This window comes from Micromonospora inaquosa, from assembly GCF_003857055.1.
Classification (GTDB): domain Bacteria; phylum Actinomycetota; class Actinomycetes; order Mycobacteriales; family Micromonosporaceae; genus Micromonospora; species Micromonospora inaquosa.
In genome coordinates this window covers 15854-33289 of sequence record NZ_QGSZ01000314.1, presented here as the reverse complement: position 1 = coordinate 33289, position 17436 = coordinate 15854, and the positions used below count along the sequence as shown (strand labels likewise).

Below are 17436 nucleotides of genomic sequence, written 5' to 3'. Positions count from 1 at the left end.
CGGTTGGTCGCCCCCTGTTGCGGCCACCCGGTTTGGCTTAGCCTTCCGCCGGGGGGACCAAAAGTCTCCGAGCCGTGTGCGGAAGGGGGCGCCGATGACCAGCACAGCACCGGGCGCCCGCCGCGACGTCGGTCGGTCGGCTGACGGGGTAGGTCGATGACCTCCGGACCGGCCGACGACCGGTTCGATCGGCTCGGGGTGCGTGGCACACCGGGCCGGTTGCTCGTGCTCACCGCCGCCGTCACGTTGACCGCCCTGGCCGCCGCTGCGGTCGGGTTGACCCTCCCGGTCCGGCTGCCGGCCGACGACCCCCTCGGCGGTCCGGCCCGCTTCGGCATCGCCGTCGCCGTCCTGGCCCTCGCCCAGCTCGCCCGGCTGCGGTTCCGCTCGCCCGCGGGCATGGTCAGCATCACCTGGGGCGAGGCGGCCCTGATCATCTGCCTCTACCTGACTCCGGCCGGCTGGCTCCCGTCCGCCACGCTGCTCGGCACCGGGCTGGCCTGGACGATCCTGTCACTGCACAACGACCGCCGCCCCGCCCTGGAGATCGTCCGGATCGCCGCGTCGCTCGCCGCCGCGTCGGCACTGGCGGTGTCCGTGACCACCGCGCTCGGTCGGCCGCTCCTCTCTCCGCCCACCCCGATGCTGGCGCTGGCCGTGATCGCCGGTTCGGTGACATACCTCCTGGTGACCGCCTGGCTGGGCGGCGTGACGCTGGGACTGCGGCACGGGCTGCCGTTCGGGCCACCGCTGCTCGCCGCCCTGCGCGGCAAGCTGCTGATGTTCGTCGGCAACGTGGCGGTCGGCCTCGTGGTGGTCGCGCTGCTGGAGCTCGACCCGCGCTGGTTGCTGCTGCTGCCGCCGCTGCTGTGGCTGCTGCAACAGACCTACCGTTACCGGCTGCGCTCCGATCAGGAGCGCCGCACCTGGCGCGCCTTCGCCGAGGCCACCGCGGCCCTCAACCAGCTCGACGAGCGGGGCGTGGCCAGCGCGGCGGTCACCGGGGCGCTGACGCTGTTCAACGCCGAACTGGTGGACGTCGACGTGGCCCGGGCCGACGGCCGGTGGCACCGCTACCGGGGGGATGCCGGCGGTCAGCTGGTCGACCGGGAGACCGACCCACCGGACCAGTCGGAACCGGACGAGCACGAGCTGAGCCGGGCGCTGTCGGTCGGTGCCGCCCCGGTCGGTCGGCTGCGGGTGCGGTTCCCCCGCTCGGCCCCGCCCACGGCCCGGGAACGCGACGCGGTGGCCGCGTTCGGCGACGCGCTCGCCGCCGCGCTGCACGACGCCGCGACCCACCACGAGCTGCGGTTGGTGACCGCCCGTTCGTCGTACGAGGCGGTGCACGACCCGCTCACCGGGCTCGCCAACCGGGCGGCGATGCTGAGCAAGGGTGATCAGTCGCTGCGACAGCTCAGCCACGATCACCCGGTGGCGCTGCTGCTGCTGGACATCAACCAGTTCAAGGAAGTCAACGACACCCTCGGCCACGCGGCCGGCGACCAGCTGCTGCGGCTGACCGCGAACCGACTCAACGCGCTGGTCCGCCCCGGGGACCTGCTCGGCCGACTCGGTGGCGACGAGTTCGCCCTCCTGCTCACGGCGGTGCCGGTGCTCGGCGACCGAACCGCCCCGATGGCCCACGCGTTGCGTCAGGCCCGCGAGATCGCCGAGCGGCTGGCCGCGCCGACCGAGGTGGCCGGCGTACGGATGTCCATCGAGGTCTCGGTCGGGGTGGTGGTGGCCGCCGCTGGCACCGCGGACCTGACCGAGCTGCTGCGCCGGGCCGACATCGCGATGTACCAGGCCAAGGAGGGCGGTGGCAACGTCGCCGCGTACGACGGCGCGCGCGACGCCGCCAGCACCGACCAGCTCGCCCTGCTGGCCGAGCTGCGTGAGGCGTTGAAGGTCGACGATCAGCTGGTGCTGGCACTGCAGCCGGCGGTCGACCTGGCCACCGGTGCGCCGACCGGGGTGGAGGCGCTGATCCGTTGGCAGCACCCCCGACGTGGGTGGCTGAACCCGGTCGACTTCATCCGGCCGGTGGAGAACAGCGAGCAGCTCGGTACCTTCACCCGCTACGTGCTGAACAAGGCGCTCAGCGTGGCCGCCGGTTGGGCCCGGGAGGGGTTGGACGTCCCGATCTCGGTCAACCTTTCGGCGCGCAGCCTGCTCGACCCCCGGTTGCCGGTGGAGATCGCCGACGCGTTGCGCCGTCACCAGGTGCCGCCGCACCGGCTCGTTCTGGAGATCACCGAGACGGTGGTGATGAGTGAGCTGGAGGTCATCGACGAGGTGCTGGCGACGCTGAGGTCGATGGGCGTGCAACTCGCGGTCGACGACTTCGGCACCGGCTTCTCGTCGCTGACCTTCCTCACCCGGATCGCGGTGGACGAGCTGAAGGTGGACCGCTCCTTCGTCATCCGGATGGCCGACTCGCCGGAAGCCGCCGCGATCGTCCGGACGACCGTGGGCCTCGCCCACGAGCTGGGGCTACGGGTGGTCGCCGAAGGGGTGGAGACCGCCGAACAGCGGATGGCCCTGGCCGAGCTGGGTTGCACCTCCGCGCAGGGCTACCACTTCTTCAAGCCGATGCCGGCGGACAAGATCGGCGCGGTGCTGGGGTCGCTGCGCGACTCGGCGGAGTCGAACGTGTTCCGGCTCCGCGCCGACGGCGCGTCCTGACCGTCCGGGAGGAGCCCGCGCGGTCCGCGCCGGGGCTGGCTATGGTCGTCAGGTGAACCGACTCGTCGACGCCACCAGCCCGTACCTGCTTCAGCACGCCGACAACCCGGTCGACTGGTGGCCCTGGTCGGAGGAGGCGTTCGCCGAGGCGAAGCGGCGGGACGTTCCGGTGCTCATCTCGGTGGGCTACGCGGCCTGCCACTGGTGCCACGTGATGGCGCACGAGTCGTTCGAGAACGCGCAGGTCGGCGCCCTGATGAACGACAACTTCGTGTCGATCAAGGTGGATCGTGAGGAGCGCCCGGACGTGGACGCGGTCTACATGACCGCGACCCAGGCGATGACCGGCCAGGGCGGTTGGCCGATGACCGTCTTCGCCACCCCGGACGGCACCCCGTTCTTCTGCGGCACCTACTTTCCGCGACCCAACTTCGTCCAGTTGCTCCAGTCGGTCGCCACCGCCTGGCGGGAACAGCGCGAGGCGGTGCTGGGTCAGGGCGCCGCCGTGGTCGAGGCGATCGGCGGCGCGCAGGCCGTGGGTGGCCCCACCGCCCCGCTGGACGCCCCGCTGCTCGACGCGGCGGCAGCCAAGCTGGCCAGCGAGTACGACGCCACGAACGGCGGGTTCGGTGGCGCCCCGAAGTTTCCGCCGCACATGAACCTGCTCTTCCTGCTGCGCCACCACCAGCGCACCGGCGACCCGGCCAGCCTGGAGATCACCCGGCACACCGCCGAGGCGATGGCCCGGGGCGGCATCTACGACCAGCTCGCGGGCGGCTTCGCCCGGTACTCGGTGGACGCGCACTGGACGGTGCCGCACTTCGAGAAGATGCTCTACGACAACGCGCTGCTGCTGCGGGTCTACACCCACCTGTGGCGACTCACCGGTGACCCGCTGGCCCGCCGGGTGGCCCGGGACACCGCCCGGTTCCTCGCCGACGAGCTGCACCGGCCGGGGCAGGGGTTCGCGTCCGCGCTGGACGCCGACACCGAGGGCGTCGAGGGGCTCACCTACGCCTGGACGCCCGCCCAACTCGTCGAGGCGTTGGGTGAGGAGGACGGCCAGTTCGCCGCTGACCTGTTCACCGTCACCGACCAGGGCACCTTCGAACACGGCATGAGCGTGCTCAAGCTCGCCCGGGACGTGGACGACGCCGCTCCCGAGGTGCGTGCCCGCTGGCGCCAGGTGGTCGGGCGACTGCTCGCCGCCCGGGACACCCGCCCGCAGCCGGCCCTCGACGACAAGGTGGTGGCCGCCTGGAACGGCCTGGCGATCACCGCTCTCGCCGAGTTCCAGCAGGTCGCAGCCGGGTACGTGTCCCCGCAGGACGAGGATGCCAACCTGATGGACGGCATCACCATCGTCGCCGACGGGGCGATGCGCCAGGCCGCCGAGCACCTGGCCACCGTGCATCTGGTGGACGGCCGGCTGCGCCGGGTCTCCCGGGACGGCAAGGTCGGCGAGCCGGCCGGCGTCCTGGAGGACTACGGCTGCGTGGCCGAGGCCTTCTGCGCGCTGCACCAGCTCACCGGCGAGGGCCGCTGGCTCACAGTGGCCGGCGAACTGCTGGACAACGCCCTGGCGCACTTCGCCGCCCCCGGTGGCGCCTTCTACGACACCGCCGACGACGCGGAGCGGCTCGTCGCCCGGCCGGCCGACCCGACCGACAACGCGACACCGTCGGGCCGGTCCGCGTTGATCGCGGGGCTGGTGGCGTACTCGGCGCTGACCGGGGAGACGCGTTACCGGGAGGCCGCCGAAGCGGCCCTCGGCACGGTCGCGCCGATCGTCGGGCAGCACCCCCGGTTCACCGGGTACGCGGCCATGGTCGGCGAGGCGTTGCTTTCCGGGCCGTACGAGATCGCCGTGGTCACCGACGACCCGGCCGGTGACCCCCTGGTGGCCGCGGCCCACCGGCACGCCCCGCCCGGGGCGGTGGTCGTCGCCGGGCGCCCGGACCAGCCGGGTGTGCCGCTGCTCGCCGACCGCCCGTTGGTCGAGGGGCGGTCCGCCGCGTACGTCTGCCGGGGTTTCGTCTGCCAACGGCCGGTCACCTCGGTCGAGGAGCTGGTGGCCGAGCTGGGCTGAGCGCACGGCCACGCCCGGTAGTCGCCCGCGCCGCCTGCCCGGTGGTCCTTTCCGCGCCTTCGGAGGTGGATCGCCAGCCCTGAGGGCGGGCGTGTCGGCGGCCCGGATAGGCTGGCCGCGCTATGGATTCCCGTACCGGTCTGCCAGTTGTCGGCATGGTGGGTGGCGGCCAGTTGGCCCGGATGACCCACCAGGCCGCGATCGCCCTCGGCCAGTCACTGCGTGTGCTCGCGACCGCCCCCGACGACGGCGCGGCGCTGGTCGCCACCGACGTCCAGTACGGCGATCACACCGACCTGGCCGCCCTGCGCACCTTCGCCAAGGGCTGCGACGTCGTCACCTTCGACCACGAGCATGTGCCCTCCGAGCACATCCGCACGTTGGCCGCGGAAGGCGTGTCCCTGTACCCACCGGCGGACGCGCTGCTGCACGCCCAGGACAAGCAGGTCATGCGGGAACGCCTGACCGAGCTGGGCGCGCCCAACCCGGCCTGGCGGCCGGTAGGTGAGCCCGCCGACCTGGTCGGCTTCGGCGAGCAGGTCGGCTGGCCGGTGGTGCTCAAGGCGGCCCGGGGTGGATACGACGGCCGGGGCGTCTGGATGGTCGACGACGCCGCGCAGGCCACCGAGTTGGCAACCACGTTGCTCGCTGGCGGCACCCGGCTGATCGTCGAGGAGCGGGTGGCGCTGCGGCGGGAGTTGGCAGTGCAGGTGGCCCGCTCACCGTTCGGTCAGGTGGCCGCGTACCCGGTGGTCGAGACGGTGCAGCGCGACGGCATCAACGTGGAGGTGCTGGCCCCGGCGCCCGGCCTGGACGAGGAGCTGGCGGTCTCCGCGCAGCAGCTCGCGATCGACCTGGCCACCGCGCTCGGTGTGGTCGGCCTGCTGGCGGTGGAGCTGTTCGAGGTGCGCGACGACGCCGGTCGGCCGGCGATCGTGGTCAACGAGCTGGCGATGCGTCCGCACAACTCCGGGCACTGGACCATCGAGGGTGCCCGGACCTCGCAGTTCGAGCAGCACCTGCGGGCCGTGCTGGACTACCCGATGGGTGACACGGCGTTGACCGCCCCGGTGGTGGTGTCGGCGAACGTGCTCGGCGGTGAGCCGGGCGGCATGTCGATCGACGAGCGGTTGCACCACCTCTTCGCCGCGGAGCCGGGCGCGAAGGTGCACCTGTACGGCAAGCAGGTGCGACCCGGCCGCAAGATCGGGCACGTCACGGTGCTCGGCGACGACCTGGACGACCTGCGGGAACGGGCCGCGCGGGCCGTCCGTTGGCTGCGTGAGGGCCACGAGTGAGCGACGGTTTCGGGAACGACGAGAGGGCCGCAGTGAGCACGGTTGGGCTGATCATGGGCAGCGACTCGGACTGGCCGACCATGCGGGCCGCCGCCGAGGTGTTGGACGACTTCGGCGTGGCGTACGAGGTGCGGGTGATCTCGGCGCACCGGACTCCGGTCGCGATGATCGAGTACGGGCGTGACGCCGCCGACCGGGGCCTCAAGGTGATCATCGCCGGGGCTGGGGGTGCCGCCGCGCTGCCCGGAATGGTCGCCTCGGTGACGCCGCTGCCGGTGATCGGTGTGCCGGTGCCGCTGAAGCACCTCGACGGCATGGACTCGCTGCTGTCCATCGTGCAGATGCCGGCCGGGGTCCCGGTCGCCACCGTGTCGATCGGCAACGCCCGCAACGCCGGCCTCCTCGCCGTGCGGATCCTCGGTGCCAATGACGAGGGCCTGCGCGCGAAGATGACGACCTACCAGCAGGAGCTGGAGACGCTGGTGGCAACAAAGGAAGCCGCCCTCCAGTCCTCCCTGCGCTAGCCTCCCGCGCACGCCACCGCATCCGCGATCTTGCACTTTCGGTCGCTGTTTCGTGGCTTCTACCCCTTGTGTCGCAACAGAAAGTGCAAGATCGCGCGAGTCGGGTGCGTGCTCACCCACCCTGCCGTGACCCTCCGACTCACCTCATGCCGCGTAGGGCGGTCTGTAGGCGTTCCTGGGCGCGGCGGCGGCGTTCGTTGCTCGCGCCGAGCACCAGCAGCAGGATGCCCACCGGGATCAGTGCCAGCCACGGGCCCAGGCTGAACAGGGCGTGGATCGCCGTGATCGCGGTGACCGACGCGCCGACGATCACCGGGGCCTGCTGCCGACTCGACGATCCGAAGATCAGCACCGCGACCGCGCCGAGCAGCAGCAGCATCTGCCGCATCGTGCTGGACTCGGTGGCCACCACGATGGCCAGCGTCGGCACGAAGGCCGCGACAAGCGCCGGCCCGTACGCCACCCAACTGCTCATGTCCGGTCGGTGGCGCAGCTCCAGGACTCCGACGAGGAGGGCCAGCGCGGCGAACGGCAGCGTGTACGCCTCGGGCAGCGCCACCTCGGCGACTCGCATGAGGATCCACCACGCGGTGATCTCACAGAGCACCACCGCCCAGAACAGGATCCGGCGTTCCACCGGCCGGCGGCCGGGCCGGGTCGCCGCCACGCCGAGGACAGCGCCCCAGGCGGCCAACAGGGCGGCGATGTGTCGGGGCGAGTCGAAGGCGAGGGCCAACGCGATCAGCGCGGCAGCGTACCCGGTCCACTCGACCGTGGAGGCTTCCCGCTGCGCCTCGGGGCGGCGCAGCCGAGGCAGGGTGGCGGCGAGCACCTGTAGGACCGCGCCGACGGCCAGCACCCCGAACGCGGACCAGACCGCCGCCAGCCCGGCGACCAGGCCGGCGGTGAGCACGAAGAGCTGCGCCATGAGTGAGGCGAAGAGCCAGCCGAGGATGCGCGCCCGCTGGGTGGTGCCGTACAGCGCCGCCACCGCGCCCACCCCGACCGCGCTGCCGAGGGTGAACAGGGTCATCTGCCGGTCGGCCAGGCTGCCGGCGAGCCCGGCGCTGCCACCGGCCAGACCGATGACGAACACCAGCACCCGGGCCAGCCGCAGCGAGCGGGCCCGCTCGACCAGCGGCGGCGGTGGGGTCAGCGCGAGACCGAGCACCGCGATGGTGAAGACGGAGAGCGCGGCGACGGTGCTGGCGGGCCAGCCCTGGCCCAGCGCGATGGGTGCGATCAGCAGCGTGACGGCTGCCCCGGGCAACACCACCGGCACGGCCCGGGACCGCCGGCCACCGCTGAACCCGGTGGCGGCCAGCGCGGCGGTCGCGGTGAGCAGCAGTGCCGTCAGCACATGGGTCGGGTTGACCACGTCCGGCGGCGGGGTGAGCAACTGCGGTGGCGGGCCCTGCCAGATCCGGGTCAGTGTGCGGTGCGGCTCGACCAGGGCGGTGACCAGCGCGGGCCCGATCGAGGCGAGTGCCAGGGCGGTCGGTAGCGCTGCCGCGGCCAACGCGCCGGCGGCCGGGTTGACCCGCCACCGTCGTCGCTCCGGGTCGTCGGGCAGCCGCCGCAGGGCGCCGTCGAGTCGTACCGCCCAGCGCCGGACCGGCTGGGCGGCACCGGTGGGCGGCACGGTGGCCGCGCGGATCAGCTCCGCCAGCACGCCCAGCAGGGCGGCAGCGGCAGCGTAGACGCCGGCGGCGAGGCCGGTGGGGATGGCGGCGAGGGCGCTGATGGTGGCCCCGCCGACCACCGCGACGCTGACCCAGGGCAGATATTGCGGCACCTGCCGCCGGACCGCAGCCACGGCGGCCAGGCCGAGGCTGGTGGCGGCCAGCGCGGCGGTCAGGACCACCTGCGCCGAGTGTTGGAACTCGGCGGCCAGTGCCGCCACCGCACCGGGCAGGGCCAGCAGGGCGGCACCGATCGCCGCGCCGCCGATCTGCGCCAGGTGTGGCGGCATCCCCTCGTTGTCGATGTCGGTGACCTGCGGCTCGGCGAGGACGCGGGCGAGCGTGGCCACCACCACGCCGATCAGAGCGATGCTGCCCAACGCCAGGGCCGTTGTCCACGGGCGGACCAGTCCGGCTCCGGCGGCGTGCAGCGCGACGACCCCGGCCACGGTGGCCCGGGACAGCCCGGCGCGCGCCTCCTCCGTGGCCACCGCGGCCATGCCGAACACGGTGGCGACCATTCCGCCGACCAGCACCGGCGACCACCAGGCCAGATCGAATGCGGCCGGCGCGCCGATCGTGGCGAGCACCACAGCAACGCCGGACACGTCCCAGCGCCACGGTGGCGGGAGCAGGATGCCGGCGGCGAGGGCCAGCAGCGCCAGCGCGACCGGCGCCTGCCAGGTGGCACCGCCGACCGGGGCGGCCGGCCAGTCGATCAGGTCGCCCTTCCAGATCGGGCCGGGGGTGGCCAGTACGCCGACCCCACCGCGCACCGCCGACCAGCCGGCGAGCACCCCGATCAGGGCACCGCCGACGGTGAGGCCCAGGATCGGCCCGCGTCGCCACTCCTCCGGCATGCTGCGTGCGCCCACGGCGACCACCAGGAGCAGGGCGGCGGCCACCGCCAACTGCCCACCCGGGGCGAGTACCGCGCCGATCCGCACCAGCGTGGCGATCAGGGCGGTGGTGACCGCCGCGGCGGCCAGGTCCGAGCCGTCGAGGGTGAGGTCGGCGCGCCGGCCGGCGTCGATGGAGGGGGCCAGGAAGAGCAACACCGCCGCGACCAGCAGGAGCGCGCCGACCCAGGCGTCGGCGACGGTCGCGCCGGGTGCCCCGAACGCGGCGGCGGTGACCACCAGCGCGCCCAGCCCGGTGCCGACCGACAGCGGCGCGGGAATGTGGCGCTGGGAGACCTGGACGACGGCGGCATAGCCGAGGGTCACGCAGACCGCCAGGAAGCTGGCCGCCAGGACCGGGACGGTCACCTCTCGGAGGCTCGCCGGAGTGGGGGTCGGATCGCTCGGCATGGTCGCGGCCACGAACGCCGCCACCGCCCCGGGCAGCGCGAACGCGGCGCCACCGGCGGCCCAGGCGGTGACCGTGTCGGAGGCGGCCGAGGCGATCCGGACCCGGGATGCCAGCGCGACCAGCGTGCCAGCCACGAACAGGGTGATCAGGACCGCGGCCGTGAGGGTGGGGCTGGACAGGCTGGCACCCGCGCCGAACAGGCCGATCACGGCCGCCCCGATGGCGTGTGCCACCGCGGCCCGGTCGGTGCGGGCGGAGAGCCCGATGACCCCGATGCCGATCGCGGTGATCACCATTGGCCAGGGTGCGGCCGCCCAGCCGAGACCGAACGAGGCCGGGACGGCGAGCGCGGTCAGCGCCGCGCCGGCGACCGCGAACTCCCGGCGGATCTCGGTGGGCAGGGCCAGCACCGCCGCGACGGTGAGCAGGAATGCGGCACCCGCGAGCTGCCAGCCGGTCGGCCCGACCGCGGCGGCCAACTCGCCCGGATACCGGCTGAGGTTCGGGTCCCAGGGGGGCAGGGCCGCCCGGACCGGTGCCACCCCGGCGCGTAGAGCGCCGCCGGCGACCACCAGACCGCTGACGGTCAGCGCCACCGCGGAGGCGATCTGTGGGCCACGTCGGGCCGCCTCCGGGACCGCGCGCACCGCCAGCCCGGTGACCGTGATGACCGCCGCGATCAGCAGCAGCGCCCGGCCGGGGAGCGCCACCGAGGCGATGCGGCTGAGCGCGCCGATCACGGCCAGGGTGACGACGGCGGCCGCGACATCGGGCAGCGGCGGGCGACGCAGCACCAGCGCGCCGGCCAGCCCGATCATCGCGGCCAGCAGCAGCACCACCCCAGCACCGGTCGCGGTCGGCACGGTCTGTGCCCGCAGCAGGGCGGTGACCGCGTACGCCAGCGAAACGGCGACCGCCAGGGCGTGCAGCAACCAGGTCAGCTCCGACAGGCCGGGCACCGGACGGGTCGGCCGGGGGTCGGTGGAGCCCGCGCTGGCGTCGATCAGCTCGGCGGCCTCCTCCGGGTCGCCCTCCGGCCGGCTCTCGCCGTCGCGTTGGCGGGGCGTCGGCGGCGTTCCCGGCGAGGGCAGGTCCTGCCGGACGGGGCGTTCGACGGTCACGCCGGAGCGGGCCAGGCCGAGGTTGACGAGGGCGACCAGGGCCAGCACCAGCGCCCAGCCGCCCGGCCCGCTGATCTGGTCGTACGCGAGCAGAGGCAACACCGGCTGCGCGGCGAGCACGGTGGCGAAGCGGGGGGCGCGCAGACCCGTCCAACCGGCGTACCCGAATGCGACGGCGGCGGTGACCGCGAAGATCACCCCGGCGAAGACCGTGGCGGAGCCGCCGTCGGCGCTGATCCGGTCCACCGCCCAGAGGGCGTTACCAGCGAGCGGCACGAGCAGCAGGCCGACCGCGGCGATGGTCTCGGCGGTCGAGGTGAGCCCGCGCCGGGCCAGTGCCGGTGGGGTCAGCAGCATCAGCACGGTGGCCAGGAGCAGGATGCCCAGCCGGGCCAGCGCGTCCATCGAACTGGTGGCCACCGCGGCGAAGACCACCGCGGCCACCGCGAGCAGCAGCGCGCCCAGCCCGAGAGGGATGTTCTGCACCTCGCGCGAGGATGCCTCCGGCGGGTGCTCCGGATCGTCCACGTCCAGCCAGGTGGCCCGGGTCGGGGGCGGTGGATCCTCCGGGGCGCTCGGAGTGCCCTGGCGGGGCACCCGGGGCGGCGCTCCCATGGTGGCGGTCGGTGGCCGCCTGCTGGGACGGCGGCGGAGCACCCGTCGTGGCCGGGTGGCCTGCTTGATCCGTTCCTCGCCGGCGTGGGCGAGGATGTCCCGCTGGAAGAGCGCGGCCTGCATCTTGGCGGCGATCTGCCGTTGCTCGCGGGCGATGGCGGCGTCGCGCGCCTTCATCTCCGCGATCGAACGCTCAATGTCGGCCAGGTGCTCGACCCACTGTGGTTGATCTGCCCCACAGTGCGGGCACCGAACGGCCGGCTTGATCTCCCGGCCGCACGAGGAGCATTGAAAGGTCGCCACGACACCCCTCCACCCGCACTGTGGACTCCCACTGTCGCAGCATGCCCAAAGCTGGCGCGGATTTCGACTCTTGTCGGCGGGTCCCGGGCAAACAACGACACCGGCCGGCCATCGAGATGCTCGATGACCGGCCGGTGGGCGTCGATTTCGTCAGGGGCGACCCATGCCCCGGTACTCCCAGCCCGCCTGGGTCCACAGTGCGGGGTCGAGGCAGTTGCGGCCGTCGACGACCTTGCGGCCCTTGACGAACTCGCCCAGGGCGACCGGGTCGGCGTTGCGGAAGTCGGCCCACTCGGTGAGTACGCAGACCAGGTCGGCGTCGCTGACCGCGTCGTTGATGCTGCTCTCGTAGGTCAACTCGGGAACCGCGCGGCGGGCGTTCTCGGTGCCCTGCGGGTCGTACACGTGCACGTCGGCGCCGGCCTTCTGCAGCAGCGCGGCGACGGCGAGCGCCGGGGCGTCGCGGACGTCGTCGGTGTTGGGCTTGAAGGTGGCGCCGAGCACGGCGATCCGGGTGCCGGCGAAGTCCGGGCCGGCCGGGCCGGAGCGGCGGCCGAGCAGGTCCGCGGCGAGCTGAAGCACCCGGGTACGTCGGCGCAGGTTGATCAGGTCGACCTCGTGCAGGAAGCGCAGCGCCTCACCGGCGCCCAGCTCCTGGGCGCGGGCCTGGAAGGCCCGGATGTCCTTGGGCAGGCAGGCGCCGCCGAAGCCGAGACCGGCCTGGAGGAACCGGTTGCCGATCCGCGGGTCGTAGCCGATCGCGCGGGCCAGTTGGGTGACGTCGCCACCGGAGGCCTCGCAGACCTCGGCCATCGCGTTGATGAAGGAGATCTTGGTGGCCAGGAAGGCGTTCGCGGCGACCTTGACCAGCTCGGCGGTGGAGAAGTCGGTGACCACCAGGGGCACCTCGCGGTCCTCCGTGGCGGCCAGGTCGAACACGCCCTTGTGCGCGGCGTAGAGCATGCCGTTGGCCCACTCGCTCTTGACGCCGACCACGATCCGGTTGGGCCGCAGGACGTCGTCGACGGCGAAGCCCTCCTGGAGGAACTCGGGGCTCCACGCCACCTCGACGTTCAGGCCGTCGGGGGTGTGCTTGTCGACGAGCTGCTCAACCCACTCGGCGGTGCCGACCGGCACTGTGGACTTGCCGACGATCAGCGCCTTGCGGGTCAGGTGCTGCGCGAGGCCGGTGACCGACGCCTCGACGTACGACAGGTCGGCGCCCATGCCGTCGGCTCGCTGGGGGGTGCCGACGCAGATGAAGTGCACGTCACCGAAGTCGGCGGTCTCGGCGATGTCGGTGCTGAACCGGAGCCGGCCGGCGGCGAGGTTACGTCGGAGCAACTCGTCCAGGCCGGGCTCGTGGATCGGCACCTGGCCCGCGTTCAGCATCGCGATCTTGTCGGCGTCGACGTCGAACCCGAGGACCTCGTACCCCAGTTCCGCGTAGCAGATGGCGTACGTCGCACCGAGGTAACCAGTTCCTAGGAACGTCACCCGCGGCCGGGCTGCGCCCGAAGGCGGGGTCACCGCGGCGATGGCGGGGGACGGCTGGATGGTGGGGTAGGGGATCGTCACGCCTGTTTCTCCGCTCGCGCTGGCTAGCTCACTGTCTCGGTCTTCATCATCGCTAAGCGCGCTAGGTGCACCATCTTGCCCATGCCTACGCGCCGGTAACATCACCTGAACTGCAGTCGCTAGTCTTCAGTCTGCGCGGTCGGCGCTCAGGAGTCGTCACAGACTGCGCATGATAGCGGTGAAGAGGAGGGCCGAGATGGCCGCAGGGGAGTCGTTCGACGTCTACCGGTTGCCCGACGAGCACCAGGCGATCCGGGAAGCGGTGCGTGAGGTCTGCGCTGCGAAGGTGGCCCCACACGCCGCCGAGGCCGACGAGACCGGGGAGTTTCCCAAGGCGTCCTACGACGCGCTGCGAGCGGCCGACTTCCACGCGCCGCACATCCCCGAGGAATACGGTGGCGCGGGCGCGGACGCGCTGGCCACCGCCATCGTGATCGAGGAGGTGGCTCGCGCCTGCGCGTCCTCCTCGCTGATCCCGGCGGTGAACAAACTTGGCACGATGCCACTGTTGTTGTCCGGTTCCGCCGACCTCAAGAGTCGGTACCTGACGCCGGTCGCGGCCGGTGACGCGATGTTCTCGTACTGCCTCTCCGAGCCGGAGGCGGGCAGCGACGCGGCGTCGATGACCACCAGGGCGGTACGTGACGGGGATCACTGGGTGCTCAACGGTGTGAAGCGGTGGATCACGAACGCCGGGCTGTCCGACTTTTACACAGTTTTTGCCGTCACCGACCCGTCCGCCCGCTCCCGGGGCATCTCTGCCTTCGTGGTCGAGAAGACCGATTCCGGGGTGAGTTTCGGGGCACCGGAGAAGAAGCTCGGCATCAAGGGTTCACCCACCCGCGAGGTCTACCTCGACAACGTGCGCATCCCGGCCGACCGGATGATCGGCGCGGAGGGGACAGGCTTCGCGACCGCGATGAAGACCCTGGACCACACCCGGGTTACCATCGCCGCGCAGGCCGTCGGGATCGCGCAGGGTGCGCTCGACTACGCCAAGGGGTACGTGGCCGAGCGTCGGCAGTTCGGCAAGGCGGTCGCCGAGTTCCAGGGGATCCAGTTCATGCTCGCCGACATGGGCATGAAGCTCGAGGCGGCCCGGCAGCTCACGTACGCGGCGGCCGGCAAGTCGGAGCGTGGGGACGCGGATCTCACCTACTTCGGCGCGGCGGCCAAGTGCTTCGCCTCCGACGCCGCCATGGAGATCACCACCGACGCGGTGCAGCTTCTCGGCGGTTACGGCTACACGCGGGACTACCCGGTCGAGCGGATGATGCGGGACGCCAAGATCACTCAGATCTACGAGGGCACCAACCAGGTGCAGCGGATCGTGATGGCCCGGCAGTTGCTGGCCGACGTCGTCTAGGGCCTACTCCGATGCTCCGGGACTCCCGGAGCATCGGAGCGTCCGTCAGCGGTCGGGGGCGGTTTCGCTCACCGGCCGCACCGGGCAACCCCGCAGGGCGTACACGAGCAGACCGGTCACCGCCAGCACGACGGCGCAGGCGGTGGCGGCGGTGGTCCCGGCGGGTTGGATCAGCCAGCCGGCGACCTGCATCTTCAGGTCGCGGCTGGGCGCCATCATCGGCAGTACCGCGATCAGGGTCCAGGTCAGCGGGGCGATCCAGGCCAGGGCGGCACCCAGCATCGCGGCGCCGAGCGCGGTGAGCCCGAGAAGCCCCGCGGTGTTGCGCAGCATGAGGGCGAACGGTTCGTAGCGCGTGCTGGTGATCATGCTGAGGGACAGCAGCGCGGTGATCGTGGCGGCGGCGAGCAGCAGGTGCCCGGCTCGGCGTACCGGCCAGTTGACCGCCATGGTGTGGTCGAGCGCGCCGTCGGCGCCGTCGAGGGTGGTGCCGACCGCGACCACCGCCAGCATGATGGCGAGGCTGGCCGTCCGGGCGTTGATGGTCGCCGAGTCGGTGTAGGTCAGCGACAGCGCCCAGGCCAGCGCGATCAACGCGGTCACGGTGGTCAGGGCGAGGGGGACCCGGCGGGAGCGCAGGTGGAGCTGAAGCCCTCTCACGGTTGGTCCGCCGGCAGGAGGGCCACCAATTCGTCGTCCCGGCATTCCAGTGCGCCCTCGCGGGTTGCTGCCACCCGGCGTCGTTGTTCGACCTCGGGGAGGCTCACCAGCGCCTGGTACGCGCTCTCCAGCCGCGCCGTCTCCGCCGGGTCCGACCCGGGTTGCGGGGCGGGTAGCTGACCGGTCAGCCAGGCGGTGGCGACCGTCCGCGCCCGGTACACGTCGCCCCGAACCGACTGGTCGCCGCACTCCTGCCGCCAGACGGCGTCCAGGAGGGACGGCAGGAAGTAGTCGCCGGACAGGTCGGCCCGCCCGACCCAGTTGATGGTGGGGGTGTCGAAGACGACCGTGTCGGCGGAGTGCCGGGGTGGTGCCGCGTCCGACGTCAGCCGCGCCCAGTAGGTGACCTGTTGCGTCTGCACCGCCCGGACCGGTGCGTTGGGCAGCTTCGCCGACATCATGGCGAGCGCCTGGCGGGCCGGGCCGACGACGTCCGGCAGCAGCGCGGCGTGCGCCCGCGTCACGCAGACCTGCGGGCCGTCGTTGTCGCAGACCAGTTCGATGGCGACCGGGTCGACGACCGCCGCACCGCGGGCTCCGCCGGCGGGCAGCAGCGGTAGGGCGACCGCGACGCCGAGCAGCGCCGGGAGCACGGCGAACGCGATGGCGCGGCGACGGACCGCGCCGAGCAGCAGCAGGCCGGTCGCGGCGAGGGATACCAGCCACAGCGCCTGGAGCAGGCTGACCCGCGTCGCGATCGTCTGGAAGTCGTCCAGGCCGGTGAACGCCGGTAGGAGCAGCACCCCCGCCGGTTCCGGCCGGGGCTGCCCGATCTCCGCGCCCGTGCCGGGTGCCGAGGCCCACTCCGGCACCAACCCGACCAGGACGAACCCGACCACCGCGAGGACCGGCGCGGTGATCACCCGGGGTACGGCCCGGCCGGCGGCCATGCCAAGCCAAGCTGCGGCGATCAGCGCCGGGACGCCGACCGCGGTGACGACGATCGTCGCGCCCGGGAAGTATCCCGCCGTCGGCACCACCCAGCCGGCCGCGATCACAAAGACCAGGATGTACGCGGTAACCACCGTGACCGCGAGGGCGCCGGCGGTCGGGACGACGCGCTGCCATCGTGGCCGGACGGTGCTGGCGAACAACTCGTTGACCCGGTAGCGCGCGTCGCGCCGGCCCAACCACGCCCCACCGGCCAGCGCGAGTGGCAGCAGCACGACCAGCGTCGACCGGGCGAGCACCGCCAGCTGCATCCACCGACCCGCGAAGAACCGGGTGGACGACAGCAGCAACACCGTGCCGATCACCAGCAGCAACAGTGCGATACCCAGCGCCGCCGAGCGGCGCAGCTCGATGCGGAGGATGCGTCCCGTCATGCCGACACCCGCCCTCGGTAGGCGCGCAGCACCGCCGAGTAGCCACGTTCGGTGGCGCTGTCACCGGCGTCGCCGGCCCCACCCTGCTCGGCCAGCTGACCGGCGGTGCCCTGCCACACCAGTCGGCCCTCGCTGATGAGCACCACGTCGGAGCAGGCCACCGCGACGTCCTCGACCAGGTGGGTGGAGACGAGTACGCAGCTGTCCAGGCCGATCTCCCGCAGCAGTTCGCGGAAGTCGAGGCGCTGCTCCGGGTCCAGGCCGACCGTCGGCTCGTCGAGCAGCAGCACCGCAGGGTCGTTGACGATCGCCTGGGCGATGCCGGCTCGGCGCAGCATCCCACCGGACAGCGTCTTCATCCGGGTGTCGGCGCGGTCCGCCAGGCCCACCCGTTCGACGGCCCGCTGCACCGCGCCCGGGATGGCCGCCTTCGGCATCTCCTTGAGCCAGGCGATGTACTCGACGAACTCGCGGACGGTGAAGCGCGGGTAGAACCCGAAGTGCTGCGGCAGGTAGCCGAGGCCGCGGCGCACCTGGCGGAGGTCGGCGTTGCCGGTGACCTCGCCGCCAAGCACTGTCAGCCGCCCACCTGACGCCTTCACCACAGTGGCCAGGGCTCGCATCAACGTGGTCTTTCCCGCGCCGTTGGGGCCGAGCAGCCCGTGCACACCGGTGCCCAACCTCATGTCGAGCTCGTCGACCGCGAGGTGTCGGCCGGCTCGGACCTGCAACTTCTCGGCGTGCACCGGCCACGCGTAGGTGGACGACGCGGTCTCCGCCAGGCTGACCGTACGCATCATGCTCTCCGTTCGATGC

Annotated in this window: 10 protein-coding genes; 5 read left to right on the top strand and 5 right to left on the bottom strand. The window is 72.7% G+C overall.

Annotated elements, in window-relative coordinates; genetic code table 11:
- Window positions 1-156: 156 nt before the first annotated feature.
- The 4 genes from DLJ59_RS28750 to purE all read left to right on the top strand — a co-directional run bounded on the left by DLJ59_RS28750 (window position 157) and on the right by purE (window position 6599).
- Complete coding sequence (locus DLJ59_RS28750) at window positions 157-2688, top strand: putative bifunctional diguanylate cyclase/phosphodiesterase (protein WP_124776404.1); 2532 nt, start codon at window positions 157-159, stop codon at window positions 2686-2688.
- Window positions 2689-2740: 52 nt separating this feature from the next.
- Entirely contained in the window at window positions 2741-4777 is a 2037-nt protein-coding gene (locus DLJ59_RS28745) for a thioredoxin domain-containing protein (RefSeq protein WP_124776402.1), read from the top strand.
- 122 nt (window positions 4778-4899) lie between these two features.
- Window positions 4900-6075, top strand: coding sequence for a 5-(carboxyamino)imidazole ribonucleotide synthase (locus DLJ59_RS28740; RefSeq protein ID WP_124776400.1), 1176 nt, complete (start codon window positions 4900-4902; stop codon window positions 6073-6075).
- 32 nt (window positions 6076-6107) lie between these two features.
- Complete coding sequence (gene purE, locus DLJ59_RS28735) at window positions 6108-6599, top strand: 5-(carboxyamino)imidazole ribonucleotide mutase (protein WP_124776398.1); 492 nt, start codon at window positions 6108-6110, stop codon at window positions 6597-6599.
- A gap of 139 nt (window positions 6600-6738) precedes the next feature.
- On the opposite strand, the gene DLJ59_RS28730 is transcribed toward purE, so the two are convergent.
- Together DLJ59_RS28730 and DLJ59_RS28725 are read right to left on the bottom strand one after the other, a co-directional pair.
- Window positions 6739-11631, bottom strand: coding sequence for an SCO7613 C-terminal domain-containing membrane protein (locus DLJ59_RS28730; RefSeq protein WP_124776396.1), 4893 nt, complete (start codon window positions 11629-11631; stop codon window positions 6739-6741).
- A 150-nt stretch (window positions 11632-11781) separates the two neighbouring features.
- Window positions 11782-13209 carry a UDP-glucose dehydrogenase family protein gene (locus DLJ59_RS28725; RefSeq protein ID WP_124776394.1) on the bottom strand — a complete coding sequence of 476 codons (1428 nt, stop codon included), beginning with the start codon at window positions 13207-13209 and terminating at the stop codon, window positions 11782-11784.
- Between the two features lie 196 nt (window positions 13210-13405).
- Between DLJ59_RS28725 and DLJ59_RS28720 the strand changes: the two genes are divergently transcribed.
- Window positions 13406-14575 carry an acyl-CoA dehydrogenase family protein gene (locus tag DLJ59_RS28720; RefSeq protein WP_124776392.1) on the top strand — a complete coding sequence of 390 codons (1170 nt, stop codon included), beginning with the start codon at window positions 13406-13408 and terminating at the stop codon, window positions 14573-14575.
- A gap of 45 nt (window positions 14576-14620) precedes the next feature.
- Here the strand turns inward: DLJ59_RS28720 and DLJ59_RS28715 are convergent, their stop codons facing one another.
- The 3 genes from DLJ59_RS28715 to DLJ59_RS28705 are packed head-to-tail and all read right to left on the bottom strand — an operon-like array spanning window position 14621 to window position 17417.
- Window positions 14621-15235 (bottom strand): hypothetical protein, encoded by a 615-nt coding sequence (locus tag DLJ59_RS28715; protein ID WP_124776390.1) that lies wholly within the window; start codon window positions 15233-15235, stop codon window positions 14621-14623.
- Window positions 15232-16620, bottom strand: a complete 1389-nt coding sequence (locus DLJ59_RS28710; protein ID WP_124776388.1) for a hypothetical protein — start codon at window positions 16618-16620, stop codon at window positions 15232-15234. The genes DLJ59_RS28715 and DLJ59_RS28710 overlap by 4 nt, the downstream gene beginning before the upstream one ends.
- Complete coding sequence (locus DLJ59_RS28705) at window positions 16617-17417, bottom strand: ABC transporter ATP-binding protein (RefSeq protein ID WP_124776386.1); 801 nt, start codon at window positions 17415-17417, stop codon at window positions 16617-16619. The genes DLJ59_RS28710 and DLJ59_RS28705 overlap by 4 nt, the downstream gene beginning before the upstream one ends.
- Window positions 17418-17436 lie beyond the last annotated feature (19 nt).